Below are 23079 nucleotides of genomic sequence, written 5' to 3' on the forward strand. Positions count from 1 at the left end.
ATCCAGATGAAGCCACCAGTACCGCCATGCAGGTTTTCTGGACTCACGGGTACGGCCAGACGTCCACCCGGGGCCTGCTCAAGGCCATGCAGATCTCACGAAGCAGCTTCTACCAGGTCTTCGGGAGCAAGGAACAGTTGTTCCTCGAAGCCCTTGAGCGCTATCGCGCAACGCTGATCGAACGATTGAGGCGCCGACTGGCGATCGCCCCGTCGGCTCAATCTTTCCTGGAGACACTCTTCCTCGATACCGCCGGGGAAGCTAGCAGCGACCGTGCATCCCTGGGGTGTCTCATCTTCAACTCAGTGGGCGAAATCAATCAGTTAGACCCTGCAAGTTCCGTGGCAGCTCGCGACAGCATGGCCGCCATCACCGATCTATTTCGCGAAGCGGTCCTGCAAGGCCAAGCCGACGGCAGTATCACAGCGGCACACGATGCCGACACTCTCGCCCACTATCTAACCCTGAGCATGGCGGGGTTACGTACCCTGCTGAAAACAGGAGGCGACGGGCATCAGGCTCAGGCCGCCGCCAGGCTGGTGCTGGATACCACAGGCAATATCACCCCTTAGTCACCCGACACGGAGACCGCAAGATCCTGCTACGCCATATTTGGACCAATTGATCCAAATTTCATCGAAACCCGCGATAGACTCGCGAACAGGAGAAGTCCCATGGCAGCCGACTATCAAATGCAACTCGCCCCTCAGACACTGGACAGTGCCAATGAGAAGGCCCGCCCACTTCTACAACAGGCCCAGGAGACGCTGGGATTTGTGCCCAACATGTATGCAGGCATGGCCAAGGCGCCGGGGGTTCTGGATACCTATCTACACGGCTATCAACTCTTCCGTGAGGACTCCGGATTCTCTGCCCCGGAGCAAGAAGTCGTCTTCCTGACCATCAGCCGACTCAATGGTTGCGACTACTGCATGTCAGCTCACAGCATGCTGGCCGACAAAGTCTCCCAAGTGCCAGCAGAAACCGTGCAAGCGATCCGTGACGGCCAGCCCATTCCCGATGAACGCCTCGCGGCACTCAGCGACTTCACTCGCGTGATGTTCGAAACCCGAGGCATGCCCACCGAGGCGGACGTCAAGGCTTTCCTGGCTGCCGGCTTCGAGGAGCAGCACGTCTTGCAGATCGTGCTGGCCCTGGCAGTCAAGACACTTTCCAACTACGCCAACCACGTCAACCATCCCGAACTCGACGAGGCCTTTTCCGGACACGCCTGGCAAGGATGATCGCCAAGCGGGTTAGGCAGACTCAGGGCCAACCTTCCGGGTTGGCCCTTCCTTTAGCGATCCTCAGTATGGCGGAGCGCCCGATAGCCACCCCATAGGCGGGTCGCCGTCGTCACCAAACACGCCACCCCGAACACCAGCGCCAACCAGGCGAACAGGGAAGGAAACACGCAGAAAGCTACGAAGGCCAACAGGGTTTCGGTACCTTCCGTGAGGCCATGAAGATAGTAGAAGGCTTTTTGCGGGAAGCGAGGACGTTCCAAGCCATGACGAGCCGCCATAATGGCGAATGCCAGGAACGAAGTCCCCGTGCCAATGAAGGCAAAGAGCAGAAAGGCAGCAGCCAGGGCATTAGCCTCGGGGTCGGCCAGGGCAAAACCCAGTACCACGGCGGCATAGAAAACGAAATCCAGGCCGATATCGAGAAAGCCGCCAGCGTCACTTGTTGTCCCCGAGTAGCGCGCCAATGTACCATCCACACCGTCCCCCAGACGGTTCAGCAGAATGGCCACCAAAGCGGCCACATACGCTTCCAACGCCAGAAGCGGCAACGCCAACATTCCAATGCCGAAGGCGACCAACGTGACATGATGCGGCTGGCAGCCCGTTTGATGTAGCCACCTGGCCAGCCCGACCAAGGGCCTCTGGGTCATTGGCATCGTCCACCGATCCAGCATCAGGCCTCCTCTCTTGAGCGCTCTCTGCCACGTCGCCAGCGGAAGTAAAGCTCGAGCCATCCCAGCAGGCGCTCTGGCTTGTGGTCGTTCTTCCATACGCCGGCCGTCGCCTTCACCGCCTCGCTGCGCGTGGGATACGGGTGGATGGTGCCCAACAACTTGTTGAGCCCGATGCCGCGTGTGATCGCCAGGGTGAATTCGGCCAGCATCTCGCCTGCCCCGGTGCCGACGATCGTCGCCCCCAGGATTCGGTCACGCCCGGGCACCGTCAGCACCTTGACGAACCCCGTCGCGTCTCCCTCCGCCAAAGCCCGGTCCAGATCATGCAATGCATAGCGGGTGACCTCATACGCTATGTGCCGTTCCCTGGCCTCGCGCTCATTGAGCCCGACCCGGGCTATCTCGGGGTCCGTGAAGGTCACCGCCGGCATTGCCCGATAACTGACCTTGAACCGCTTGAACTCGCCGAACAGCGCATTGACCGTGGCATGCCACGCCTGATGCGCGCTGGCATGGGTAAGCTGATAGGGGCCCGTCACGTCGCCACACGCCCAGACGTTGGGCAGCACGCTTTGCAGCGTTTCATCCACGCGGAGCGTGCCATCCTCGCAGGTTTCGACGCCGAGGGCCTCGAGCCCCATACCCTCGAAGTTGGCCTGCCGCCCCACCGCGACCAGCAGATGGCTAAAGCCCAGACGCTCGACTACTTCCCCGTCCCCCTGAATCTCCAAGGCATGGCCCTCATCGGAGGCCACCACCCGCAATGCCCGATACCCCAGATACAGGTGCAGGCCCTCACTACGAAGGCTAGAGGCGACCTCGTCGGCAACCTCGGGATCCTCTCGGGGCAGCAGTTGCGGGCCCATCTCGACCAGGTCGACCCGGCTGCCCAGCCGCGCGAAGCTCTGGCCAAGCTCACAGCCGATAGGCCCTCCGCCCAGCACCAGGAGGCGTTCGGGCAATGCCTCGAGCGTCCAGAGCGAGTCCGAGGTCAACACCTCCACCTGCTCGAGACCGGGAAGGTCCGGCACCCGGGGCCGGGCACCGCTGGCAATGATGACGTGGCGGGTCGTCAATACGCACTCGCCATTCGCGGTGGTGACAACGACACGCCACGGATCATCCAGTCGCGCTTGCCCCTCCATCACCTCGACGCCCAAGCCCTCGTAGCGGCTGCGACTGTCGTGGGGCGCCACTTCATCGATGGCACGCCGCACATGCGCCATGACGGCGGCAAAATCCACACGGGGCTCGCCGGCGTGAACGCCGAAGGCCGACGCCTGGCGAACTTCCTTGGCCGAGCGGGCCGCCCGGATCAGGGCCTTGGAGGGAACGCAGCCCGTATTGAGGCAATCCCCGCCCATGCGGTCACGCTCCACCAGAGCGACATCGGCCTTGACGGCCGCGGCGATATAGCTGGCCACCAGACCCGCCGAGCCACCACCGATCACCACGATATCGTGATCGAAGCGACGCGGTCGCCGGAACCGCCTGGCCAGCCGGCGCCGCTTGCCCAGGGCGACCAGAGCACGCGCCAGCCAGGGAAAGAGCCCGATCAGCGCAAAGGAAGCGATCAGCGACGGCGACAGGATGCCGGAGAGGGACTCCAGGTTACCGAGCTCTCGCCCGGCATTCACGAACACCGCCGTACCCGGCAGCATGCCCAGTTGACTGACCCAATAGAAGGTGCGCAGGCGCATCCGTGTCAGCCCCAGCACCAGATTGATCACGAAGAAGGGAAATAACGGTATCAACCGCAACGTGAACAGGTAGAAAGCGCCCTCACGACGAATGCCGGTATTGACCCGCTCAAGCTGGGAAGAGAAGCGCTTTTCCAGAAAGGAGCGCGCCAGGGTTCGCGCGAGCAACGCCGCCAGGGTTGCCCCGAGCGCACTGGCGAAGGAAATGATCAAGAGCCCCCACCCCAGACCAAACAACGCGCCGCCCAATACCGTCAGCAGAGTCGCCCCAGGCAGCGACAGCGCGGCCATGACGGTATAGAGAAGGAAGAATCCACCGGCGACGACGACGGGCTCGGCAGCGAACCAGGCTTGAAAGCTCGCTTGCTCGGCCTTCAGATAGTCCAGACTGAGAAAGTCCAGCACACCGCTGGCAACAATCCCGGCAATCACTGCCAGCAACAACACGGCAAGCAGGGGGCGTAGATATTTCAAAAGCGCATCTCCATGACGTTGAACTGACCGCAGACTGCCTGCCATCACTCTTGAGTCGCCGAACCAGGCCATTCCTTACACCCTGATGGAACGACCGGGCTACCAGTTATGTACTTCGCAGGTGGATGTTTGATGTTATCGCCCCTTTACTCACCAACACAGCATGCCCACCCCCAGGGTTGGGGATGGGCATACTTTCAAGGTCTCCACCCTGCTATTTGGTAGCTTGTCTTGCCAGCTCCAGCGAAGATTCCATTTCTTCATTCGCTTTCAATGCCTCTCCAGTATTCAACGGCTCGCTGATTTCCTGTTGCCCACGCTCTATGACAACACTGTCCATTGCCAACAGAGGAGTTGCTAACATCAGAGAAGCAAAGAATAGCGCTGTACCAATAAGGATGTAGCGTTTCATGACGGCACCCTCCACGTTGCTTTTTTGGTGCTACAGTCTTTTGTCGGTGAGGGGGCCCAATTCCTTACAGGTTGGGTAGGTACTGAGAAAGAAACACTCGTGTGTACAGGTATTGCGAAACCTCCCAGGACCTTCGAGCCTCGGCACGGCCTTCAGGTGTCCATCTGACCCCCTAGAGAGGCCCCTGTCGGGATATAGCCCTCTGAGGCCTCAAGCCGGAACGGATGGGGCATCTATCGAACCGGCTCTACGGATGGACGCCATTTTTCAATACGATCATTCTGAAAGTCAGCGACGAATACCGTACCGTTCGGTGCGACATCCATCGCAATGGGATTGTTGAACTGACCAGGCTTATCGCCCGTTTCACCAAAGGTATTCAGGAAGGCCCCTTGAGGCGTAAATACCTGTATCCGGTCATTATGAAAGTCGGCTGCCAGGATATTGTTGGCCGGCCCCACGGTAAGCCCCGTGACCGTCGAAAACCAACCATTGAAGGGACCATAGATGCCCAACGCGAGGGGACCGCCCCACTTGTACAAAAATTCGCCTCTACGGTTGAAAGCCTGTATACGATTCCCATAGCCGTCCGCCACGTAGAGCGTTTCGTTTTCGGCGAGCATGACATCGGTAGGATAAGTAAACTCGCCTGCCTGGTGGCCCGTCTCGCCGGTCTTACCCCACTGGCAAACGAATTCACCATCGGCGCTCAACTGCTGAACACGGTGATTGTAGAAATCGGCCACGAACACCTCACCGTTCGCTGCAACCGCCACGCCGCCAGGGGCGTTGAACTCACCGGGTCCATCGCCGGGAGTCCCTATCATGCGCCGGGGCTCCCCCTCCAAGCTAAAGATCTGAATGCGATCGTTCATGTACTCAGGCACATAGAGCTCTCCGTCATGGACCGTCAGGTTCATCGGTCGCCCGAGTTCGCCGATAGCCTTGCCCGGAGTACCGAAGGCTCGTTTGAACTGTCCCTCATGATCAAAGACCTGTATGCGCCCATTACGGGAGTCTGCGACAAACACCTCATCTTCCGTGACGGCGATGCCGGTCGGGTCATCGAATTGACCCGGCTCGCTGCCATGGCTCCCCCATGCCTCAATGAACACATAACCGTTGCCTGTCGCCTGGGGCACGAACATCACCCACGCCACCAAAGCCAGGAGCACTACCAGACTGACGGCCATGGCACTGATCTTGAGAAGTTTTCTGGTTGTCATCACGCCCTCTAAAAGTTGATACGAAAACCAATCCGCGTGACAACGTCATCTTCCAGCGCCGTGCCATTCAGATCCTGTGCCACCGGCAGCTGGACGGTACCTTCGATGACCCAACGAGACGTCACGTACTGTAGGCCAGGTGAAAGGAAAAGCTGCGTCCCGCCCGAGTGATCATCCTTGATCCCATTCACCTCGTTCTTCCCGTGATGAATCAGATTGGCCTCCAGTGCTCCGTACAGGAAGGCAGGGAGCCCACCGCCCAGTTCGCGTGGCCAAAGTCGATACTGGAAGGCTCCATCGAGACGTACCTTGTCACCGAACTCGAAACCATTGGCCTCGGTGTTGGCCTGATAGGCAACCTGAGCATCGAGCTGATAGGCGAGAGTCTGGTACGTCAGAATGACACCACCGAAGGGATCCCAGGAACCGGAACCCGACTGTAGCGGCTGCGGCAGTCGTCCGAAACGGTCCCGTTCATCATCGTCACCGGTCGGCGTTTCCACACCGAAGAATGGCGCAATGCGGAAGGTGCGACCCGGCGCGTTGTCCTTGAATGCCGTGTAGCGAGCAAACAGACGTACATCGCCAAATCCTTGACCACTACGCTCGCGTCGTCCGCCGTCGAGGGTCTTGTCGAGATAGGGAATAGCGCCAAACAGGGCGATATCGCTGGTTAGGCCATAGCCAAGCACGGTGATGGCCCCGGTGACGTCCAGATCCCGCTGTGCCGAAGTCGCGTGGCGATACAGGAGCTGCTCGCGCAGAACGAAACTGTCCTCCGCAATGGGCAGCGCCGTATTGAACGTCTGAGGTGCGGCCAGTACCACGCTCGGCGTTATCGCCGCCAGTATGCCCCCTAGTCGAGAGGCCCAACGTGTCTTGCGTTTCACCACGGACATGGCATGCCCTCTCTCATTTATTGGCTATCCGCCGTATCGAGAGGTTCGAAGCCCTTCATGGTGAAACCTGCCCTGTCAACGGCTTGCTCTACCTGGGACTCATCGAGTGTCTGTCCGTCGTCCATGGTGACGATGACCCTGCCGCCTTCGATATCCGTTTCGAGCACCTCCACGCCGGCGATCTTGTTGAGCTGTTTCTCGATCCCATAGGCACAGAAAGGGCAGGCAAGGCCATCGACCTTGACCTGATAACTCGGGCCGGTGGCCATGGCGATGGTTGAGATAAGACTGACGACCAGTGCTAATAGGGCGGCATGAAGCCTGGGAGTTGTCATGGTGATTACCTCATGATGTCTGCGGTAAGGGGCGCTCTGGAGCGCTTTTGATAGCACTCAGGCTCGCTATCCTGGAGCGAGCACACTGGCCACGGCCTCGAACGTTGTAGCGTGAATTGATACAGGTGGGAGTCTCACGCTATAAGGCGAGAGCAGGATCTTCTCAGCGATTACGTGCTGCACTGCCAAACCCAAGTTCGCCCCCAAAATCTGATAAGGCCATATCCCAAGAATAGCCCCCGTACCAGACTACGGAGTCAAGCGAATAACCCATCATGCCGCGCAGCACGATAACCGCCTCACATCCTTGGTGAAGGTCTGGGCGCAGAGCTTGAGGCCTTCCACCATGGTCAAGTAGGGAAAGAGCTCATCGGAGATGTCATGTACGGTCATTCCCGCCCGCAGCGCCAGTGCTGCCGTCTGGATCAGTTCACCCGCTTCCCCGGCGACGGCCTGTACGCCCAGCAAACGCCCCGAGTCACGTTCGGCCACCATCTTGATGAAGCCACTGGTATCGAAATTCACCAGCGCACGCGGAACGTACTCCAGATCGAGCATTCGGGACGCCACGCTGACGCCTTGTCTGATGGCTTCGGCCTCTGTCAAACCAACGGTAGCCACTTGCGGCTCAGTAAACATCACGCCTGGCATGACGCTGAGATTCAAGATGTCTTGGCCCCCCGTCATGTTGACGGCAGCCCGGCTACCCCCGGCGGCAGCAACATAGACGAACGCCGGCAGATCGGTACAGTCACCAGCTGCATAGATGCCCGGCACGGAGGTCTGCAGATGTTTATCCACAAGAATCGCGCCATGCGCGGTTTCCATGCCCAGCTCCACCAGATTCAGGGGGTCGGTGTTGGGTGTCCGTCCGGTGGCCACCAGCAGTTGATCCGCCCGTAAGGTGCCCGCGTTGGTGTCGAGAATGAATTCATTGTCGGTGTAGCCCACGCGACTTGCCTGGGTTTGCCTGAGCACCTCGATGCCCTCACGGCGAAACGCCGCCTCCACCGCCTCGCCCACCAACGGATCTTCTTGGGAGAGGAGGCGGCTGCGGGCCAGCACCGTGACCCGGCTGCCTAGCCGAGCGAAGGCCTGCGCCAGTTCCAAGGCAACAAAGCCGGCGCCGATCACGATCAGCCGTTCTGGAACTGACGCCAGGGTCAGCGCACTGGTGGAGGTCAAGTATGGCGTATCGGCCAGTCCCGGTATTGGCGGTTCCGACGGACGAGCCCCGGTGCCGATAAAGGCACGATCGAAGCGAACCCTTTCTGCGCCACCGTCTCCAAGCTGAACGCTCAAGGTGCGCGGGTTGGTAAATCGCGCTTCCCCCTGCAATACCGTGATCGCCGGATGGTCGCGCAATATACCTGCGTACTTTGTATCGCGCAGTTCCTCAACGCGGGCTTGCTGCTGCTGAAGCAACCTCGAGCGATCGATTACCGGCGCCTGGGTACTCACGCCCCCGTCAAAGGGGCTCTCCTTGCGCAGATGAGCAACATTTGCGGCTCGAATCATGATCTTCGAGGGCACACAGCCAACATTCACGCAGGTGCCACCAACGGTACCTCGCTCGATCAAGGTGATACGGGCGCCGCGCTCGGCTGCCTTCAGGGCCGCTGCCATGGCCGCGCCACCACTCCCGATCACGGCGATATGCAGATTCTTGTCATTACTCATGCGGAGGATTCCTTGATATAGGGAGCACTGTCACCGGCGACTGTCGTATCGTTTCTTGCGCCATAGCGCATAGAGGGTCAGGCCGATGAACAAAGCCAGGGCAGGAAGCAGCACAACGTCTAGATACCCTGTCAGGGCCGCCAAGCCTACGCTGCCCAACAAGACCACCAGAATCGGCGTGAAGCAGCACAGTGCCACCAGAACGGTACCGATCACGCTTACTCGTAGCAGGATCTTTGGGTTCTTCATGGTCACTCGCGATTGGCTTCCAAGGTGGACGGATATCCTGCGTTGGTGGTGGCCTCGGTCAATGCCTTCACAGTCGTTCGGGAATCGTCAAAGGTGACCACGGCCTCACGATCCGGGTAGTTCACCGCCACTCGCGAAACACCTTCCACCTTGTTGAGTGCCGTCCTGATGGTGACCAGGCATGCAGCACAGGTCATGTCCGGCACCAAGAGCGTCACGGTCTGCATGGCGCCCCAAGCAGGCACGCTGAGTAGAACGATGAATGATGTCAGGACGAGACGCCTTATCATGGAACCTCCTTTCAATAGAGCAGTGGCAGGACGTAGGGGAACACCAAGGCGATCAATACCAGCACCACCACCCCCCAGAAGAGCACCTTGAAGGCCACACGAACTCGGGGAAGGGCGCACACCTCACCCGGCTGGCACTTATTCACAGGCCGGAAGATCCGACGCCAGGCGAAGAACATGGCCACCAACGCCACACCAATGAAGAGTGGGCGGTAGGGTTCCAGAGCCGTCAGGTTGCCAATCCAGGCGCCGGAGACGCCCAGCGTGATCAGGATCAGTGGCCCGAGGCAGCAGGCCGAGGCCAAGATCCCGGCGACGCCTCCGATGGCCAACGGACCTCGCCCTGATTTCGCTCTCACCATTGCGCGCGCCCCTTTCACGGCCCTGATCATTGATATAAGGTTACTTCCGTAGTCAGCTACGGAGTCAAGGACATGGAGGATAATGCAAATTCACTGACCATCGGCGGCCTGGCCAAGGCGGCTGGGGTCGGCGTCGAGACGATTCGCTATTACCAGCGACGCAGCCTGTTACCAGAACCCGAACGCCCTCCCGGTGGCATCCGGCGCTATGGCCCCGTCGAGATAGGCAGATTGACGTTCATCAAAACGGCCCAGCAGTTGGGCTTCAGTCTCGACGAGATCGGCGACCTGCTTCGGCTGGACGATGGCACTCACTGTCAGGAAGCCAGTGCTCTCGCCGAGCACAAGTTGCGGGACGTACGCGAGAAGATAGACAGACTGCAGCGTATCGAGTCGGCGCTGAGCGACGTGATCAATCGCTGCCATGCACACGAAGGCGATATCACTTGTCCGCTGATTTCGTCATTGCATGGAGGAATACAGCAACTCAATACCGCCATGGGGCCATCTTGCAAAGACATCAAGCCTGATTGATAGCCAAAAACGGTCGGTAAGAAATCGATCACGCCAGTCGTCACCACATCTTTTGAACATGGCAACACCACGTCGCCATGTTCAAGCATCTCGACAGAGATACCTTTATCAGTTCGTGCGGGCACGACTCACCAGTCGCTGGAAGATCCCCCCGAGCACACTTCCCCAGATCAGATGGAGGATCAGCGTCATAACGGGCGCCATTGGGCCAAGAGAAAGACCAAAGAGACCGGCACCGGCCATGGGTAAAGGTATCAGCATCATTAACACCCAGGCACCCGCGCCAAATACCATTCCCTTGGTCACCGCTGTCTTGCCTGGAATGATATTGACCAGTGAAGCAAAGAGGACACCCCATATCACCGTACCGATGACAAAGTGGGCACCCCAGCCAACTATAGGTGTGGCTGGCAGACCTAGCCGCGTACTCATCATCTGAGTGAGCATATGGATGACATCAAGCCTCGGCATCAGGCCCATACTGGCCTTGACCACCATAAGTATCGATAGCACGACAGTCGCGGCGAAGCCGGCGATCATGGCACTGGTATAACGACTCATACTGTCTCCTCTCTTCGGCAAAAGCGCATTTCAGCATGAGGATCAATGAGCTTGATCCCTTCTAGCCTTCGTCGCCCTGCTTGCAGTATTCCTTACAAAAAAATTCCATGCCCCATTCTCGTTACGGGGTTACGGGCCGATGCTTGTCGGGGGGCATGCTTAGCCGGCATCCCGGTTGCAGAATCCAAGAACCTCCTCTGTGCCAACGCACCGATTAGCCGCTCAGATACCAACGGACATCTCCACCAAGGTACTGAGAATGCTCGGCTGGTTTCGTACAGACAGGAAAACGCGGCAACGCAACGAGGAGGCGGGCTGGCTCAGCCCTCAACCCGGCGGGCAACTGCTGCAGTCCTCCTACCGGCAACAACTGATCGGGGCGCTCTGGGACATGTGCTCCATGTCCCGGCAGGTCTTTTCCAACTATGTTCAGGCACCACCTGAGGGTATCCAGGCTGACCTCTAAGTCCCTCCACGCCGACAGTGGTCGTCAGAGTGAAAAAAACCTAGCTCTTGAGCTTAACGTTTTGGCTTCTCCTGACCTCCTTTCCCTGTCACACCTGTCGATTGTTTGATAGCTGCAGGGAACAACCGATGCTCCGACGCCTATTCTCGCGCTCCACGACCACCTCGCAAGCAGCAGAGGGGTTCCATACGCCGCGTTCAGGTAAGGAGCTCTTGGCGACACCACGTCGTCAGTCCATGGTCAAAATGCTGTGGGACACAACGTCCCTGACGCAGTCTGTCTTCAACGAGTATTTGCTGGCCCCGATAGAGCGGTACGCCGAACTGGTGCAGCTGCTTCCCGCGTCGGAGTCCCACCACCATGCCTACGCCGGCGGCATGCTGGATCACGCACTCGAGATGGCCTGTTATGGATTGCGTCTCCGGCAACGCCATCTTCTCCCTCCTGGTGCGAAACCAGAGGACCAGAGCTCAACCGGTGAGTTGTGGAGTGCTGCCATCATCTATGGCGCGCTGATGCACGACGTCGCCAAAGTGTTGGTCGACATCGAGATCCACCTCCAGGACGGCAGTGAATGGCGTGTATGGCACGGTGTGATCCCGAAACCCTACCGCGTGAGGTATCGCGCAAACCGGGAGTATCACCTTCACAGCGCCGTCAACACCCTGCTAGGTCAACAGATCCTTGGCGGGAAGGTCATGGACTGGCTGATGAGCCAGCCCAAGCTTTTCTCTCTTTTCATGTACACCATCTCGGGGCATACCGAGCGAGGCGGCATCATTGCCGAACTGATCCATCAGGCTGACCGCGCCAGTGTCGCCAAGGCTCTTGGTGGAAATCCTGTTCAAGCGCTTTCCGCACCCATCGAATCCATCCAGCGCAAGCTGGCCGAAGGCCTGAGGTTCCTGGTCAAGGAACAGTTCAAGCTAAACAAACGAGGGGGACAAGCCTGGTTGACCGATGAAGCACTATGGCTGGTATCACCTCGTGCCATCAACGAGCTCAAAGCGCACATCTATGCACAAGGGATAAAAAGCATTCCTGCCGACCTGAACAGGCTGCAGGGTGAAATGCATGCTCACGGCATCATCGAGGAAGTTGAGGAAGGCAAGCACGTCTGGAAATGCAATATCACGGATGGTGACTGGCAGCAGACCTTCAACATGATCAAAGTGCCCCCCACCCTGATTTGGGGTGTCGACGATCGACCGAGTTCATTCAGCGGTCATTTGACGGTCCAGGGAGCAGGGACAGTCGAGGAGCAGCAGCCACCTACAGCTACGGCTACGGCTCCTCTGGAAAAATCTACAGAGCCGACTTCTGCAGTAGAACAATCAACGCAGGATCAGACCGATACGCCTACCCCCGACCCGGCCTCTGCAGAGGTAGCGGCAACCTCATCAATAGCGTCTGAGGCAGAGTCTGGATCAATAGATGACGACATCATAGCACTTTTCCCGGAAGCAAATGGCGAGGATAAACAAGATGTTACGAAAGAAAGATCGAGTAGCGAACCTGAAACACAACTGCAAGAAGCATCAGAATCTGCTAAAACGGCACCTCTTATACAAAAGTCTAGTGAGGATGCCAACAATTCCAACGATCCAGCAGACCTTGGAGAGCGGTTCTGGCAGTGGCTGAAGGCGGGTCTAGCGGACCATTCCATTGTCATTAATGACACAAAGGCCCCGGTTCATACTGTTAATGGTACCTACTTCCTTGTCAGCCCCGGCATTTTTAAGCGTTTCTGTAATAGCGTGCTGAATGACAAAAACCAATGGCAGGCAGTTCAGAAGCGGTTCCAAAAGCTGGGTTTACACGTCAGAACCCAGGGACAGAATATTCATAAAGTTTCTGTCGAAGGACAGAACAAAACCGGAACCCTGATGGGCTACTTAATCAAGGACCCGGTGCTTGTGAGTCAGAAAATCCCACCTGATAACTGGGTTTTGACTCTTGTAACCACCAAGGGAGAAAAAGGAGTTTCAGATGAATGATGTGTCGTTCTTGGAATTGTTGAGCCGCTATGCCGCCGACAAACATCTACGCCCTAAAAGCGTAAGCACCTACACGGCTGTCGTCCGATTGTTTCGGCGCTATTTAGGCCATGAGGCTTATCCGAGCATGGTGACACGACAGATGGTGATTGACTGGCGGGTATCGATCATACGCACCAAGGACAAGCCTGATGGCATCACTGAATCAAGCTGGAATAACTACGTGAGGCATCTCAAGGCGCTCTATAGCTTCGGCATCAAGCATGGATTGATAGCCTGCAGCCAAAACCCATTCATAGATGTTTCGGTTAAGCAGCCGAAGGTACCCAAAAAATCCTTGCAACCCTTGCAGATACGTTACGCCAGGGAGGTGCTCGAGGTCTGTCGACGGTACGAGCATTGCTACGATGAACGCTCAAAAATCCACCCAGCCTGGTTCTGGCAGACCTTGATGGAGGCATTCTTTTACACAGGGATACGTCTCAACCAGTTATTACATATTGAGGCAGGGGATATAAATTTGAAAAAGCGTGTATTTCGCACGTCAGCTGTGGGATCGAAGACCCATTCTGAAAGTATAATGCCCATACCTGATGGGCTGTATCCATATATGCGTCAGCTGATTGTCGCAGCTCATAACTCTGGCTTCAAAAGAGAGGATCAGCTCTTTAATGTGAATCGTTTCAGCCAACGGCATAAACGTACGACGATGGATACATGGCAAGTTGAGCGATTCTTCCAAGTATTATCGGAGCTCACGGGGTACAAGATGTCACCGCACCGTTTTCGTCACTTCCTGGGAACAGACCTCATGGATAGCCCCGAAAGGAATATCCATATCACGCAGAACATACTGAACCACTCCGACATACGCACCACGATGGAGTACATACATCCAGACGTTGAAGCGATGCGACGTGCGTTGAACAAGCGTGTGCCAGTTTAGCTGAACAGGGACGGTGAGAGGTGAGGAGGGAGTCCCCTCCTCACCTAGCCACAACCTATGATTGGTGGGTTGACATCCCTGTCGGTGTTGGCCATGCTTCTAAGCGCCAATGTAGTGCAATAGAGCAAATAGGCCGGAATAGGCCCTCCTTGCACGCTTGGGGAATGACAATTTTCATAGCGCATGGCGACTGCGCTATTCCAGCCGCCCAGAAACCCGCAATTGACTTGTAATCAGTAGGTCCCGGGTTCGACTCCTGGTGTCGGCACCATCGGAAATCTCCTTTAAAATCGCTATCTTGCAGAACGACAAAAACCGCCACCAAGGCGGTTTTTTTGTTTGTGCATGATGTCGCTGCTCGGCAAGCGGTGCGACTCCTCGCCCCTGAAGGCGGCCGCCGCTCGATATTCCGCACTCGACGACCTGGATGGCGGGCTCTCAAGCAAGGTCTTCGATGAGCAGACCTCGGCGCTTCAGGCCTGCGGTCCCCGCGTCACTTCAAACACCAGATTGCGAAACCAGCGGTGAGCCGGGTCATCCTTCATGCGCGGATGCCAGAGGGCATACAGCTCGACGGTGCCAACATCCAGCGGCGGAGCAAACAGATCCAGCATGGTCTCGAAGCGCCGAAGGAATCGGCCGGGCAGCGTGCAGAGGTGATCACTGCTATCGAGAATGATCGGTGCCAGGGCATAGCTCTGTACAGAAAGACTGACATGACGCGTCCGACCCAGCTTGTCGAGCGCACGATCCACCGCCCCCTCATATCCCCCTCCGCTGGTCGACACCAGCACATGCTCGGCGGCGCAGAATTCATCCAGCGTGACGGGGTGGTCTCCTCTCGGATGGCCACGTCGTTGCGCGGTGACGAAATCGTCGGTAAACAGCGTCCGGCCAATCAAGCCCTCATCCTCCGACCGGGGTAGACCGATGACCATGTCGATATCCCCATGATCAAGGGCCTGCGTGATCGTCTCGGGATCCGGCAGTACGAAAGTGACTCTGACATGGGGCGCCGCCCGCTTGAGCGCGGGAACGATGTCCGGCCCCAGCATGATGGCAGGGTTGTCATAGGCCGCCACGACAAACTCACGATCGCTTTCCGCCGGGTCAAACGCGGGAGATGGCCCGATGAACTCGCGCAGCTGGCCCAGCAGTCGAGGCAATGTCGTCCCCAGTTCGTTGGCGCGAGGCGTTGGTGCCATGCCCCGGCCGGCGATCGGGACAAAGAGCTGATCGCCAAAGACCGTTCGCAGACGCGTCAGTCGTCCCGAGAGGGCTGGCTGGGTAATCCCCAACCGGTCCGCCGCACGACTGACGTTGCACTCCTCGAACAGGGCTTCGAACGCCGTCAACAATCCGATATCAATGTCACTCAACCGATCGGGCATTGGAGCTCCCTGGTTTCACTCCCACTCGGGACAGGCCGATACAGGTGGTATCGGCGCGGGTTATGCAAGGTATAACGGCTATCGTTTTCTCGGCAATCTTCTCGCCCTCTATGATCTGGCCCTGACATTCACTTGAACAGGGAGACAGACCAATGGCTCTACGATTCCTTATGCTTGCCGCTGTATTGCTGGGCCTGGTCACATCGGGCCCCGTCCTCGCAACCGAGCCTTCCGCTTCGGACGATTCGCCGGGTATTGCCCAGCAGGGCGCCGATACCTATACCGTCATGATCGGGGACATCCGGGTCACGGCGCTCTCCGACGGCACAGTGCCGCAAGACCTCCATAAGCTCCTGCACGACATTTCCAACGAAAGAATCGATGCCATGCTGGAGCAGGCCTATCTGGCCAACCCTGTCGAAGCTTCGATCAATGCGTTTCTGCTCGAGATGGGCAACCGGCTCGTCCTTGTGGATACGGGCGTGGGCGAACTTTTCGGGCCGGGATTGGGCAACAAGCTGATCGCTAGCCTGCATACCGCAGGCGTTGAGCCCGAACAGATCACCGACGTCCTGCTCACCCATGTGCATTCCGACCATATGGGCGGACTTACCCAAGACGGACAGATGGTCTTCCCCAACGCCACGATCCACGTCGGCAAACCGGATGTCGACTTCTTCCTGGATCGCCAGAACGCGGCGCATACCGACTATGACAGACACTATTTTGACCAGGCGATCACGGTCCTGACGCCCTATATCGATGCCGGCAAGGTCACTTCCTTCGACCGGGCCACGGAAATACTCCCGGGCTTGACGGCGTCACTCCATCCTGGCCACACGCCAGGCAGTGCCTTCTACACACTGGAAAGCCAGGGGCAGAGGCTCACCTTCATCGGCGACATTCTTCACGTGGCAGCCGTACAGCTCCCGGAGCCGTCGGTGACCATTGCTTATGATGTCAATCCCGAAAGAGCTGCTAGCGTGCGCTCACAAGCCTTTTCGGCTTTTGCCGAGGATGCTGAGCTCGTCGCGGCACCTCATATGCCCTTCCCGGGTATCGGCCATATTCGCAAGGCTCGCGAAGGCTATGACTGGCTGCCCGTCGAATACGGGAATCGGGCCGTAACAGATGCGCGGTAGATCACCGTGGGGAAAACCGGCCCGGGCGCATCCCGGGCCGGTTGCTCGCGCCTTTGGTTCAGGACTCGGTTGCCGCCCCGAGCCATGGCGGTCATGATGTATCCTATACTCCGTTGGACTCATCATGACGCATCGCCCGCTCGGAAAGATCCTCATCATCTCGTCGGCGTTGCTGGCCAGCCAGGCCCATTCCAGCCCTCCGGCCTCGCCACTCGACTGGCCACCCACGCTGGAGCTGGATCACACCCTCGTGCAAACCAGCCTTTACACTCGGCACTTCGACCCTGACCCCGAGCACAACAACCACCAGAAGCTGATCAGCCTCGAGTTCCACACCCCGGATGACTGGCTGGCAGGCGGAGCCCGATTCCAGAACTCCTTCGCTCAGGAATCCATCTACCTGTACGTTGGCAGGGAGTTTCCCCTCTGGCACTTCACTCATGACATCAGCCTGCGCGCCAAGCTGACGGCAGGATTGCTGCATGGGTACAGGGGCGAGTATCAGGACAAGATCCCCCTCAACCATCTGGGCATCGCCCCCGCCGCACTCCCCAGCATTGGCATACGATGGGGACGTGTCGAAGGCGACCTGATACTGTTCGGCGGCGCCGGCATGATGATCACGGCGGGGCTTCGCTTCTGACAGCTCAGTCCGTCGTCAGCCCCAGATTGCTGACCCCTTCGTTACGCCCGAGCCGGCGCAACGCCTTGAGAGCGTCGCGATCCAGATGGCCTTGCGCCGCCTCGAGCACCGCATCCTGAAAGTCGTTTTCCTCGCACATCAGCGGATGCTCGCGCGCCAGGGCGGCAAGCTTGCCGGCATCCTCCTCGCCTTCGGTCAACTCGATGAAAGCCCGCACACCACCACGCGAGGTGCGGCTGACGTCCAGAATCGAGTCCGGAGACTCGCCACGCAAGGTATCGAGCAACGCGGAAACCGCGACGACCGCCTCCAGGGCTCGACGAGCCCCGAAGCTGTCATCCTCCTCCGGCGGCTCCAGCTCGGCCAGCTTTTCCGCCTGTCGATCGAAGTCGATACGCGCGTCCTTGACCGAAAGCCGCTCCCAGACCAAGGCCAGTACGGCACGCAGCGCCTGAACATCACCATGACCGGTCGTATCGGCATACAGGGCATAATTGGGTACCAGGCGCTCGCAGAGCGCCGCCATGAACGCCTGCTGAGCACGTGGCGACAGCGCCTGGAGCCGCTCGAAAAAACCACCGGGTGACTGACTCATGAAATCTCCTTGTGTGATGGGGTCGCTCAAGGCCAGAGGCGCTCCTTGGCCACCCGCCCCCGACTGTCGAACGCCACGCCCTCATCGATAAGCAGTCGACGCTGTTCATCCGCTCCACCGTGGTCGGCCAGCCGCCGCGAAGCGGTGATCACCCGGAACCAGGGAAGGTCGTGCCCCGAAGGCAGTTCACGCAATGCCCTGGCCACCAGGCGTGGAGTGGCGCCTTCGGTCATGGCGGCGATGCGACCGTAGGTGGTCACCCGCCCGGGCGGGATCTCGGCCAGGATCGTCAGGATCTGTTCCTTTAGTGCCGGCTTCATGTACCCTTCGCTCCCCGTCCTTTGCTCACGCCCATTGCGAGGTCCCCATGCACCTGCATCTCCTTCAGCACGACCCGCATCGAGGCCCGGCCCGGATCGCCGACTGGCTCGACAGCATGGGACACAGCCATACCGTTTTCCATCTGCACGAGGGCGAGCTGCCACCGCGACTCGCCGACGGCGATGCCCTGATCATCCTCGATGGCCCGGACGAAGGCCAGATCGCCCCGAACGCAGCCTGGCCACGCCGGGAACGCAAGCTGATCGAGCAGGCGCTGAATGGCCAGAAACCCCTGCTCGGTCTCGGTCACGGCGCTCGACGCATCGCCGAGGCGCTCGGTGCCATGGTATCCCGAGGCACCTATGCCGAAAGCGGCTGGCACGCCATCGACCTGGCCCCCGACAGCCCCTTCGATCTTCCCGAGCGCTTCGAGGCCTTCATGTGGCACCGCGATATCTTCGCCCTGCCCGAAGAAGCCCTGCCACTCGGCAGCAGCGAGGCGAGCCCCATGCAGGGTTTCAGCTGGGACGGCCACCGCGTGGTCGGCCTGCTTTGCCACCTGGAGGCCACCCCCGCCAGCGTGGCCGACATGCTGGACCACTTGCCCTCTCTCGGCACCGGCCCCTATCTCCAGGATCGCCAGACGATGCTGGCCGACGCCCGACGCTTCGACCGCCAGGCTCCCTTGCTGGATCGGCTGCTATCCCAATGGCTGGCCAGCCCCCGACGCTGAGGTCGGGGGCAACTCCCGATCACCGCCGGATGCTTCATCGGCCCAGTCTCGTGCCGCCGCCAGACAACTGTCCCAGTCGCCCACGTGCAGGAAATGCTGCTCGTCGTGCTTCTCCAGCTGATAGCGATACATGGGGTCGTAATACTCGGTAAGCAGTGGCGCCAGCCAGGCCTCGTGGGCCAGGCTATTACCCCGTTCATGCTCACGAAAGGCCAGTGCCTGCAGACGCTGCAGGCGAGCCAGCCGGGCGCCGCCCAGCCGTTTCCTCAGGCGCTGCAGGGCACCGGAAAGCTGCTTGCGCATCAGCGTCCAGCCCAGCCATTCGCCGAACTGATGGCGATAGATTGCCCAGAGGTCTTCGATGTAATCCTTGTGAATCTGCTGAAGGCGCCAGTCCAGCGGCATCTCGACGCGGATGCGCGGCGCTCGTTCCATCCCCCGCCAGAAGGTCAGGGGGATGTTGGCCGTGCCGATATGACGAGACTCGTCCTCGAGCACCACCGGCCCCGCCAGTTCCAGCAGACGTCGACCCATGTCATGCTCGAAATCGATCTGGGAGGGTGCCGCCAGCGGGTGGCGACCGAAGGCGGATCCCTTGTGGCGAGCGCAGGCCTCGAGGTCCAGTCCGCATGAGAGCGCCTGGATCAGGCTCGTCTTGGCACAGCCGGTGAGGCCACCGACCACCAGAAGCGGCTGCTCCGCCGCCGCATCGATTCGCGAACACAGCGCCTGACGCATGGCCTTCCAGCCGCCCCGGATACGCGGTCGTTCGATCCCGGCCTCGGCGAGCCACTGCTGGGCGATCCTGGAACGCTGGCCTCCTCGGAAGCAGTAGATCAATGCATCGGGATGGCGAGCCAGCAGACGCTGCCAGGCATCGACGCGTGCAGCCCGCACATCCCCGGCGACCAGGTGCTCACCCAGGGCGATGGCGGCATCCTGGCCGGCACGCTTGTACTCGATGCCGACTCGATGGCGCTCTTCGTCATCCATCAACGGCAAGTTGATCGAACCGGGCAGTGCCCCCTGACGAAACTCCACCGGGGCGCGCACGTCGATCAGGACACGACCTTCACGCAACAACTCGAGATCGGGTTCGATCAGCGTCGGCGTCATCCTCGAACCTCGATGCGTGCCTCCCCCCGAGCGGCGACGATTTCGCCGAAGGGCTGAAGCTCGAGGCCGTGCGACCGCCCGACACGCTCGATATCGTCCTCCCAGGAGGGGTGAACCGAAAGCAACAGGCCGCCAGAGGTCTGGGGGTCGCACAGCCACTGCCAGTGGGCGTCATCCATGGCCGGCAACGCCTTGCCCAGGGCGTCGCGGTTGCGGCCGCTCCCGCCCGGCACAGCACCCTGGCGCCGATAGGCCTCTGCTTCGGCCAGTCGCGGCAGGCGTCGAAAATCGATCCGTGCCGCGACACCGCTGGCGTCGCACATCTCGGTCAGGTGGCCGGCGAGACCGAAGCCCGTGACATCGGTCATCGCATGCACACCCTGAATCCTCGCCAGCTCCATGCCGATGCGATTGGTCTCGAGCATCGTTCGTCGAGCAAGCCCCTGATGGCCCGGCTCCAGACGCCCCTGTTTCTCCGCGGTGGTCAGCATCCCCACGCCGAGCGGCTTGGTGAGGTAGAGCAGGTCACCAACCTGAGCGCCCTTGTTGAGCTTGAGGTGTTCGAGATCGACCAGGCCATTGACCGCCAGCCCGAAGATCGGCTCCAGCGAGTCGATGGAGTGCCCTCCGGCCAGCGCCAGGCCCAGCTCACGGCACACCGCCTGGGCGCCGGCCACCACGTCACCGGCGATATCGGGACCGAGCTTGTCGATCGGCCAGCCGAGGATACCCAGCGCCATGACGGGCGAACCGCCCATGGCGAAGACATCGCTGATGGCGTTGGTGGCGGCGATCCGGCCGAAATCGAAGGGATCATCGACGATCGGCATGAAGAAGTCGGTGGTAGCGATCATGCCGCGGCCGTCCCCCAGGTCATAGACGGCGGCGTCCTCGCGCCCCTGGTTGCCGACGATCAACCGGGAGTGGGAAGCTCCCGGCCCGGCCTTGGCCAGGATACCGTCCAGGACGTCGGGGGCGATCTTGCAGCCACAACCGGCACCGTGACTGTACTGAGTCAGGCGGATGGCGCTCATCTGGTTCTCCTTGGCAATCGTTACCGGCATTCTACAACGTCTAGAGTGCTTCTAGGGCATCGGCCAGCTTATCCACCGCCACCACCTCCATGCCCTCCGGGGCCTGCTTGGGCGCATTGGCACGCGGCACGATGGCACGGCGGAAGCCATGCTTGGCAGCCTCGACGATGCGCTCCTGGCCGCTCGGCACCGGACGGATCTCGCCGGACAGCCCCACCTCGCCGAACACCACCAGCTCGCGGGCCAGCGGCCGACTCTGCAGGCTCGATACCACCGCCAGCAACACCGCCAGATCGGCACTGGTCTCGAGCACCTTGACCCCGCCCACCACGTTGAGGAAGACATCCTGATCGCCGGTGAACAGCCCGCCGTGGCGGTGCAGCACCGCCAGCAGCATGGCCAGGCGATTCTGGTCGAGGCCCACCGCCACGCGTCGAGGATTGCCCAGCGCCGAGTCATCGAGCAGCGCCTGTACCTCCACCAGGATCGGCCGAGTACCTTCCCAGACCACCATCACCAGACTGCCCGGCGCCTGTTCCTCGCTGCGCGACAGGAAGATCGCACTGGGGTTCTTCACCTCCTTGAGACCATGCTCGAGCATGGCGAAGACACCCAGTTCATTGACCGCGCCGAAGCGATTCTTCTGGCCCCGCAACGTACGGAAGCGCGAGTCGGCGCCGCCTTCCAGCAACAGCGAGGCGTCGATCATGTGCTCGAGCACCTTGGGTCCGGCCAGAGTGCCATCCTTGGTCACGTGCCCCACCAGCATGAGCACCGTGCTGGACTGCTTGGCGAAACGCGTCAGGGCGGCGGCCGATTCTCGCACCTGGGCCACGCCCCCGGGCGCCGAGGCAATATCTTCCAGATGGGTGGTCTGGATGGAGTCGATGATCAACACTTCGGGGCGCTCTCGCTCGGCGACGCCGAGGATCGTCTCGATGCTGGTCTCGGCGAGCATCTTCAAGCCCTGGGTAGGTAGCTGCAGGCGGTGGGCACGCATCGCCACCTGGCTCAGCGACTCCTCGCCGGTGACATAGAGCACGCGACGCTGCTGAGCCAGCTTGCAGGCCGTCTGCAACAAGAGAGTCGACTTGCCGGCGCCGGGATGTCCGCCCAGCAGCACGGCGGAGCCAGGCACCAGGCCGCCCCCCAGTACCCGATCGAACTCCTCGAAGGTGGAGGTCAGCCTGGGCACTTCGCTCAGATCGACGTTGGACAGCTCGACGACCTCGCGCGACACGGCACCGGCATACCCCCCTCGACCAGCGGTACCGCCGCTGGCGGCCCCGGGCCGGGCTGCGGAGAGCCTCACCTCGCTCAGGGTATTCCATTCCTGGCAACTGGAGCATTGCCCCTGCCACTTTCGATATTCGGCGCCGCACTCGGTGCAGACGAAGGCGCTCTTGGCTTTGGCCATGGATGTCTCGTCGAAGGAGGAAGACTTGCGGTAGCACCATGCACAAGGGGCGGCCCGATGGCCGCCCCTCATCAACACATGCCTGTCGCGTCACATGCGCTTCAGGCGCAGCACTTCGTTGTTCTGGAAGCGGCGACGCTGTGGGTCGATCAGCTCCAGGGTCTGCGGATCCACTCGCAGGAAGTAATAGACCTGGCCTTCACCGCTCGGGGTGAGCTCGTAGACAGTGGCTTCCGGGTTGTCGGCCGTTCCGTCGAGCACTTCCCAGTTGCCCGAATACGTCTCGTTGGGCGGATTTTCCGGATGGCCGCGATAGGCCGCTTCCAGATCGAAGGTGCGGTCGGCGGCTTCGCCCTGCTCTTCACCCGTCATGGTGACGTTCAGGTCGATCCCCTCGCAGTTGCGGCACGGCAGGGTACCCTGATACGTCTGCTCGGTACTCGTCATCCCCGGCTCGGCGGTTCCCTGATCGGTGGGGCCCGCCGCACAACCCGCCAACAAGGCGAGCATGGCCGAGCCCGCCAGCAACGTCCTGATTTGCATATTCGTTCTCCTAACCAATGGGCATGGCGCCGTGATGCACGGCAACCTGCTCGATAGCATAACCTCTCGCGCCAACAGCGGACAGCCTGGAC

The 23079-nt window shown here is 60.1% G+C and carries 27 protein-coding genes; 9 read left to right on the plus strand and 18 right to left on the minus strand.

All coding sequences use genetic code 11. From position 1 onward, the window contains the following. Window positions 1–26 precede the first annotated feature (26 nt). Both LU493_RS16375 and LU493_RS16380 read left to right on the plus strand, forming a co-directional pair. Complete coding sequence (locus LU493_RS16375; RefSeq protein WP_275288873.1) at window positions 27–572, plus strand: TetR/AcrR family transcriptional regulator; 546 nt, start codon at window positions 27–29, stop codon at window positions 570–572. 102 nt (window positions 573–674) lie between these two features. Then, window positions 675–1244, plus strand: coding sequence for a carboxymuconolactone decarboxylase family protein (locus tag LU493_RS16380; protein WP_275288874.1), 570 nt, complete (start codon window positions 675–677; stop codon window positions 1242–1244). Window positions 1245–1297: 53 nt separating this feature from the next. Here the strand turns inward: LU493_RS16380 and LU493_RS16385 are convergent, their stop codons facing one another. The 10 genes from LU493_RS16385 to merT all read right to left on the minus strand — a co-directional run bounded on the left by LU493_RS16385 (window position 1298) and on the right by merT (window position 9578). Continuing rightward, window positions 1298–1921, minus strand: coding sequence for a CDP-alcohol phosphatidyltransferase family protein (locus LU493_RS16385; protein WP_275288875.1), 624 nt, complete (start codon window positions 1919–1921; stop codon window positions 1298–1300). Next, the gene (locus LU493_RS16390; protein WP_275288876.1) at window positions 1921–4095 is read right to left on the minus strand and encodes an FAD-dependent oxidoreductase; all 2175 of its coding nucleotides are present in this window, start codon (window positions 4093–4095) and stop codon (window positions 1921–1923) included. The genes LU493_RS16385 and LU493_RS16390 overlap by 1 nt, the downstream gene beginning before the upstream one ends. A gap of 214 nt (window positions 4096–4309) precedes the next feature. Beyond that, window positions 4310–4507, minus strand: a complete 198-nt coding sequence (locus LU493_RS16395) for a hypothetical protein (protein ID WP_275288877.1) — start codon at window positions 4505–4507, stop codon at window positions 4310–4312. A gap of 233 nt (window positions 4508–4740) precedes the next feature. Next, on the minus strand, window positions 4741–5733 hold the full coding sequence (locus LU493_RS16400; RefSeq protein WP_275288878.1) for an NHL repeat-containing protein: 993 nt from the start codon (window positions 5731–5733) through the stop codon (window positions 4741–4743). Between the two features lie 8 nt (window positions 5734–5741). After that, a complete protein-coding gene (locus LU493_RS16405; protein WP_275288879.1) occupies window positions 5742–6560 on the minus strand; it encodes a transporter in 819 nt (272 codons plus the stop codon). Window positions 6561–6649: 89 nt separating this feature from the next. Continuing rightward, window positions 6650–6967 carry a heavy-metal-associated domain-containing protein gene (locus LU493_RS16410; RefSeq protein ID WP_275288880.1) on the minus strand — a complete coding sequence of 106 codons (318 nt, stop codon included), beginning with the start codon at window positions 6965–6967 and terminating at the stop codon, window positions 6650–6652. A gap of 273 nt (window positions 6968–7240) precedes the next feature. After that, window positions 7241–8647 carry a mercury(II) reductase gene (gene merA / locus LU493_RS16415; protein ID WP_275288881.1) on the minus strand — a complete coding sequence of 469 codons (1407 nt, stop codon included), beginning with the start codon at window positions 8645–8647 and terminating at the stop codon, window positions 7241–7243. Between the two features lie 30 nt (window positions 8648–8677). Continuing rightward, window positions 8678–8896 (minus strand): mercury resistance system transport protein MerF, encoded by a 219-nt coding sequence (gene merF, locus LU493_RS16420; protein WP_275288882.1) that lies wholly within the window; start codon window positions 8894–8896, stop codon window positions 8678–8680. Between the two features lie 2 nt (window positions 8897–8898). Then, window positions 8899–9186 carry a mercury resistance system periplasmic binding protein MerP gene (gene merP, locus LU493_RS16425; protein WP_275288883.1) on the minus strand — a complete coding sequence of 96 codons (288 nt, stop codon included), beginning with the start codon at window positions 9184–9186 and terminating at the stop codon, window positions 8899–8901. Window positions 9187–9197: 11 nt separating this feature from the next. After that, the gene (merT, locus tag LU493_RS16430) at window positions 9198–9578 is read right to left on the minus strand and encodes a mercuric ion transporter MerT (RefSeq protein WP_428994575.1); all 381 of its coding nucleotides are present in this window, start codon (window positions 9576–9578) and stop codon (window positions 9198–9200) included. A gap of 42 nt (window positions 9579–9620) precedes the next feature. Here merT and merR point away from each other — a divergent pair, with 42 nt between their 5' ends. Continuing rightward, entirely contained in the window at window positions 9621–10082 is a 462-nt protein-coding gene (gene merR / locus LU493_RS16435; RefSeq protein WP_275288885.1) for an Hg(II)-responsive transcriptional regulator, read from the plus strand. A 108-nt stretch (window positions 10083–10190) separates the two neighbouring features. Here the strand turns inward: merR and LU493_RS16440 are convergent, their stop codons facing one another. After that, on the minus strand, window positions 10191–10643 hold the full coding sequence (locus LU493_RS16440) for a DUF6789 family protein (RefSeq protein WP_275288886.1): 453 nt from the start codon (window positions 10641–10643) through the stop codon (window positions 10191–10193). 259 nt (window positions 10644–10902) lie between these two features. Between LU493_RS16440 and LU493_RS16445 the strand changes: the two genes are divergently transcribed. From LU493_RS16445 to LU493_RS16455, 3 genes are all read left to right on the plus strand, one after another. Then, a complete protein-coding gene (locus LU493_RS16445; RefSeq protein WP_275288887.1) occupies window positions 10903–11109 on the plus strand; it encodes a hypothetical protein in 207 nt (68 codons plus the stop codon). A gap of 128 nt (window positions 11110–11237) precedes the next feature. Continuing rightward, window positions 11238–13106, plus strand: coding sequence for a MobH family relaxase (gene mobH / locus LU493_RS16450; protein ID WP_275288888.1), 1869 nt, complete (start codon window positions 11238–11240; stop codon window positions 13104–13106). Further along, window positions 13099–14052: a tyrosine-type recombinase/integrase gene (locus LU493_RS16455; RefSeq protein WP_275288889.1), complete on the plus strand. Its 954-nt coding sequence runs from the start codon at window positions 13099–13101 to the stop codon at window positions 14050–14052. Before mobH ends, LU493_RS16455 begins: the two co-directional genes overlap by 8 nt. A gap of 473 nt (window positions 14053–14525) precedes the next feature. Here LU493_RS16455 and LU493_RS16460 read toward each other — a convergent pair whose 3' ends face one another. Then, window positions 14526–15443, minus strand: a complete 918-nt coding sequence (locus tag LU493_RS16460; protein ID WP_275288890.1) for a LysR family transcriptional regulator — start codon at window positions 15441–15443, stop codon at window positions 14526–14528. Window positions 15444–15595: 152 nt separating this feature from the next. Here LU493_RS16460 and LU493_RS16465 point away from each other — a divergent pair, with 152 nt between their 5' ends. Both LU493_RS16465 and LU493_RS16470 read left to right on the plus strand, forming a co-directional pair. Further along, window positions 15596–16585 (plus strand): MBL fold metallo-hydrolase, encoded by a 990-nt coding sequence (locus tag LU493_RS16465; RefSeq protein ID WP_275288891.1) that lies wholly within the window; start codon window positions 15596–15598, stop codon window positions 16583–16585. A 124-nt stretch (window positions 16586–16709) separates the two neighbouring features. Then, the gene (locus tag LU493_RS16470) at window positions 16710–17228 is read left to right on the plus strand and encodes a hypothetical protein (RefSeq protein ID WP_275288892.1); all 519 of its coding nucleotides are present in this window, start codon (window positions 16710–16712) and stop codon (window positions 17226–17228) included. Window positions 17229–17232: 4 nt separating this feature from the next. Here the strand turns inward: LU493_RS16470 and LU493_RS16475 are convergent, their stop codons facing one another. Together LU493_RS16475 and LU493_RS16480 are read right to left on the minus strand one after the other, a co-directional pair. Then, window positions 17233–17823: a YjaG family protein gene (locus tag LU493_RS16475; RefSeq protein ID WP_275288893.1), complete on the minus strand. Its 591-nt coding sequence runs from the start codon at window positions 17821–17823 to the stop codon at window positions 17233–17235. 26 nt (window positions 17824–17849) lie between these two features. Next, the gene (locus LU493_RS16480) at window positions 17850–18143 is read right to left on the minus strand and encodes an MGMT family protein (RefSeq protein WP_275288894.1); all 294 of its coding nucleotides are present in this window, start codon (window positions 18141–18143) and stop codon (window positions 17850–17852) included. Window positions 18144–18190: 47 nt separating this feature from the next. Between LU493_RS16480 and LU493_RS16485 the strand changes: the two genes are divergently transcribed. Then, window positions 18191–18877 (plus strand): type 1 glutamine amidotransferase, encoded by a 687-nt coding sequence (locus tag LU493_RS16485; protein ID WP_275288895.1) that lies wholly within the window; start codon window positions 18191–18193, stop codon window positions 18875–18877. Here the strand turns inward: LU493_RS16485 and mnmH are convergent. The 4 genes from mnmH to LU493_RS16505 form a co-directional block, all read right to left on the minus strand. After that, window positions 18845–19993: a tRNA 2-selenouridine(34) synthase MnmH gene (gene mnmH, locus LU493_RS16490; protein WP_275288896.1), complete on the minus strand. Its 1149-nt coding sequence runs from the start codon at window positions 19991–19993 to the stop codon at window positions 18845–18847. The two genes, LU493_RS16485 and mnmH, sit on opposite strands and share 33 nt — an antisense overlap. After that, on the minus strand, window positions 19990–21027 hold the full coding sequence (gene selD / locus LU493_RS16495; protein WP_275288897.1) for a selenide, water dikinase SelD: 1038 nt from the start codon (window positions 21025–21027) through the stop codon (window positions 19990–19992). Before selD ends, mnmH begins: the two co-directional genes overlap by 4 nt. A 40-nt stretch (window positions 21028–21067) precedes the next feature. Further along, the gene (gene radA, locus LU493_RS16500; protein WP_275288898.1) at window positions 21068–22444 is read right to left on the minus strand and encodes a DNA repair protein RadA; all 1377 of its coding nucleotides are present in this window, start codon (window positions 22442–22444) and stop codon (window positions 21068–21070) included. A gap of 90 nt (window positions 22445–22534) precedes the next feature. Then, the gene (locus tag LU493_RS16505; protein WP_275288899.1) at window positions 22535–22987 is read right to left on the minus strand and encodes a copper resistance protein NlpE N-terminal domain-containing protein; all 453 of its coding nucleotides are present in this window, start codon (window positions 22985–22987) and stop codon (window positions 22535–22537) included. Window positions 22988–23079: the final 92 nt, after the last annotated feature.

Source organism: Halomonas elongata, assembly GCF_029081005.1.
Taxonomy (GTDB): domain Bacteria; phylum Pseudomonadota; class Gammaproteobacteria; order Pseudomonadales; family Halomonadaceae; genus Halomonas; species Halomonas elongata_B.

Coding starts and splice junctions, on each gene's coding strand:
- merR (WP_275288885.1), top strand. CDS start 9,621: ATGGAGGATAATGCAAATTCACTGACCATCGGCGGCCTGGCCAAGGCG.
- LU493_RS16460 (WP_275288890.1), bottom strand. CDS start 15,443: ATGCCCGATCGGTTGAGTGACATTGATATCGGATTGTTGACGGCGTTC.
- radA (WP_275288898.1), bottom strand. CDS start 22,444: ATGGCCAAAGCCAAGAGCGCCTTCGTCTGCACCGAGTGCGGCGCCGAA.
- LU493_RS16375 (WP_275288873.1), top strand. CDS start 27: ATGCAGGTTTTCTGGACTCACGGGTACGGCCAGACGTCCACCCGGGGC.
- mnmH (WP_275288896.1), bottom strand. CDS start 19,993: ATGACGCCGACGCTGATCGAACCCGATCTCGAGTTGTTGCGTGAAGGT.
- mobH (WP_275288888.1), top strand. CDS start 11,238: ATGCTCCGACGCCTATTCTCGCGCTCCACGACCACCTCGCAAGCAGCA.
- merT (WP_428994575.1), bottom strand. CDS start 9,578: ATGATCAGGGCCGTGAAAGGGGCGCGCGCAATGGTGAGAGCGAAATCA.
- LU493_RS16485 (WP_275288895.1), top strand. CDS start 18,191: ATGCACCTGCATCTCCTTCAGCACGACCCGCATCGAGGCCCGGCCCGG.
- LU493_RS16410 (WP_275288880.1), bottom strand. CDS start 6,967: ATGACAACTCCCAGGCTTCATGCCGCCCTATTAGCACTGGTCGTCAGT.
- LU493_RS16480 (WP_275288894.1), bottom strand. CDS start 18,143: ATGAAGCCGGCACTAAAGGAACAGATCCTGACGATCCTGGCCGAGATC.
- LU493_RS16440 (WP_275288886.1), bottom strand. CDS start 10,643: ATGAGTCGTTATACCAGTGCCATGATCGCCGGCTTCGCCGCGACTGTC.
- LU493_RS16385 (WP_275288875.1), bottom strand. CDS start 1,921: ATGCTGGATCGGTGGACGATGCCAATGACCCAGAGGCCCTTGGTCGGG.
- merF (WP_275288882.1), bottom strand. CDS start 8,896: ATGAAGAACCCAAAGATCCTGCTACGAGTAAGCGTGATCGGTACCGTT.
- merP (WP_275288883.1), bottom strand. CDS start 9,186: ATGATAAGGCGTCTCGTCCTGACATCATTCATCGTTCTACTCAGCGTG.
- LU493_RS16445 (WP_275288887.1), top strand. CDS start 10,903: ATGCTCGGCTGGTTTCGTACAGACAGGAAAACGCGGCAACGCAACGAG.
- LU493_RS16380 (WP_275288874.1), top strand. CDS start 675: ATGGCAGCCGACTATCAAATGCAACTCGCCCCTCAGACACTGGACAGT.
- selD (WP_275288897.1), bottom strand. CDS start 21,027: ATGAGCGCCATCCGCCTGACTCAGTACAGTCACGGTGCCGGTTGTGGC.
- LU493_RS16465 (WP_275288891.1), top strand. CDS start 15,596: ATGGCTCTACGATTCCTTATGCTTGCCGCTGTATTGCTGGGCCTGGTC.
- merA (WP_275288881.1), bottom strand. CDS start 8,647: ATGAGTAATGACAAGAATCTGCATATCGCCGTGATCGGGAGTGGTGGC.
- LU493_RS16505 (WP_275288899.1), bottom strand. CDS start 22,987: ATGCAAATCAGGACGTTGCTGGCGGGCTCGGCCATGCTCGCCTTGTTG.
- LU493_RS16400 (WP_275288878.1), bottom strand. CDS start 5,733: ATGACAACCAGAAAACTTCTCAAGATCAGTGCCATGGCCGTCAGTCTG.
- LU493_RS16475 (WP_275288893.1), bottom strand. CDS start 17,823: ATGAGTCAGTCACCCGGTGGTTTTTTCGAGCGGCTCCAGGCGCTGTCG.
- LU493_RS16455 (WP_275288889.1), top strand. CDS start 13,099: ATGAATGATGTGTCGTTCTTGGAATTGTTGAGCCGCTATGCCGCCGAC.
- LU493_RS16470 (WP_275288892.1), top strand. CDS start 16,710: ATGACGCATCGCCCGCTCGGAAAGATCCTCATCATCTCGTCGGCGTTG.
- LU493_RS16395 (WP_275288877.1), bottom strand. CDS start 4,507: ATGAAACGCTACATCCTTATTGGTACAGCGCTATTCTTTGCTTCTCTG.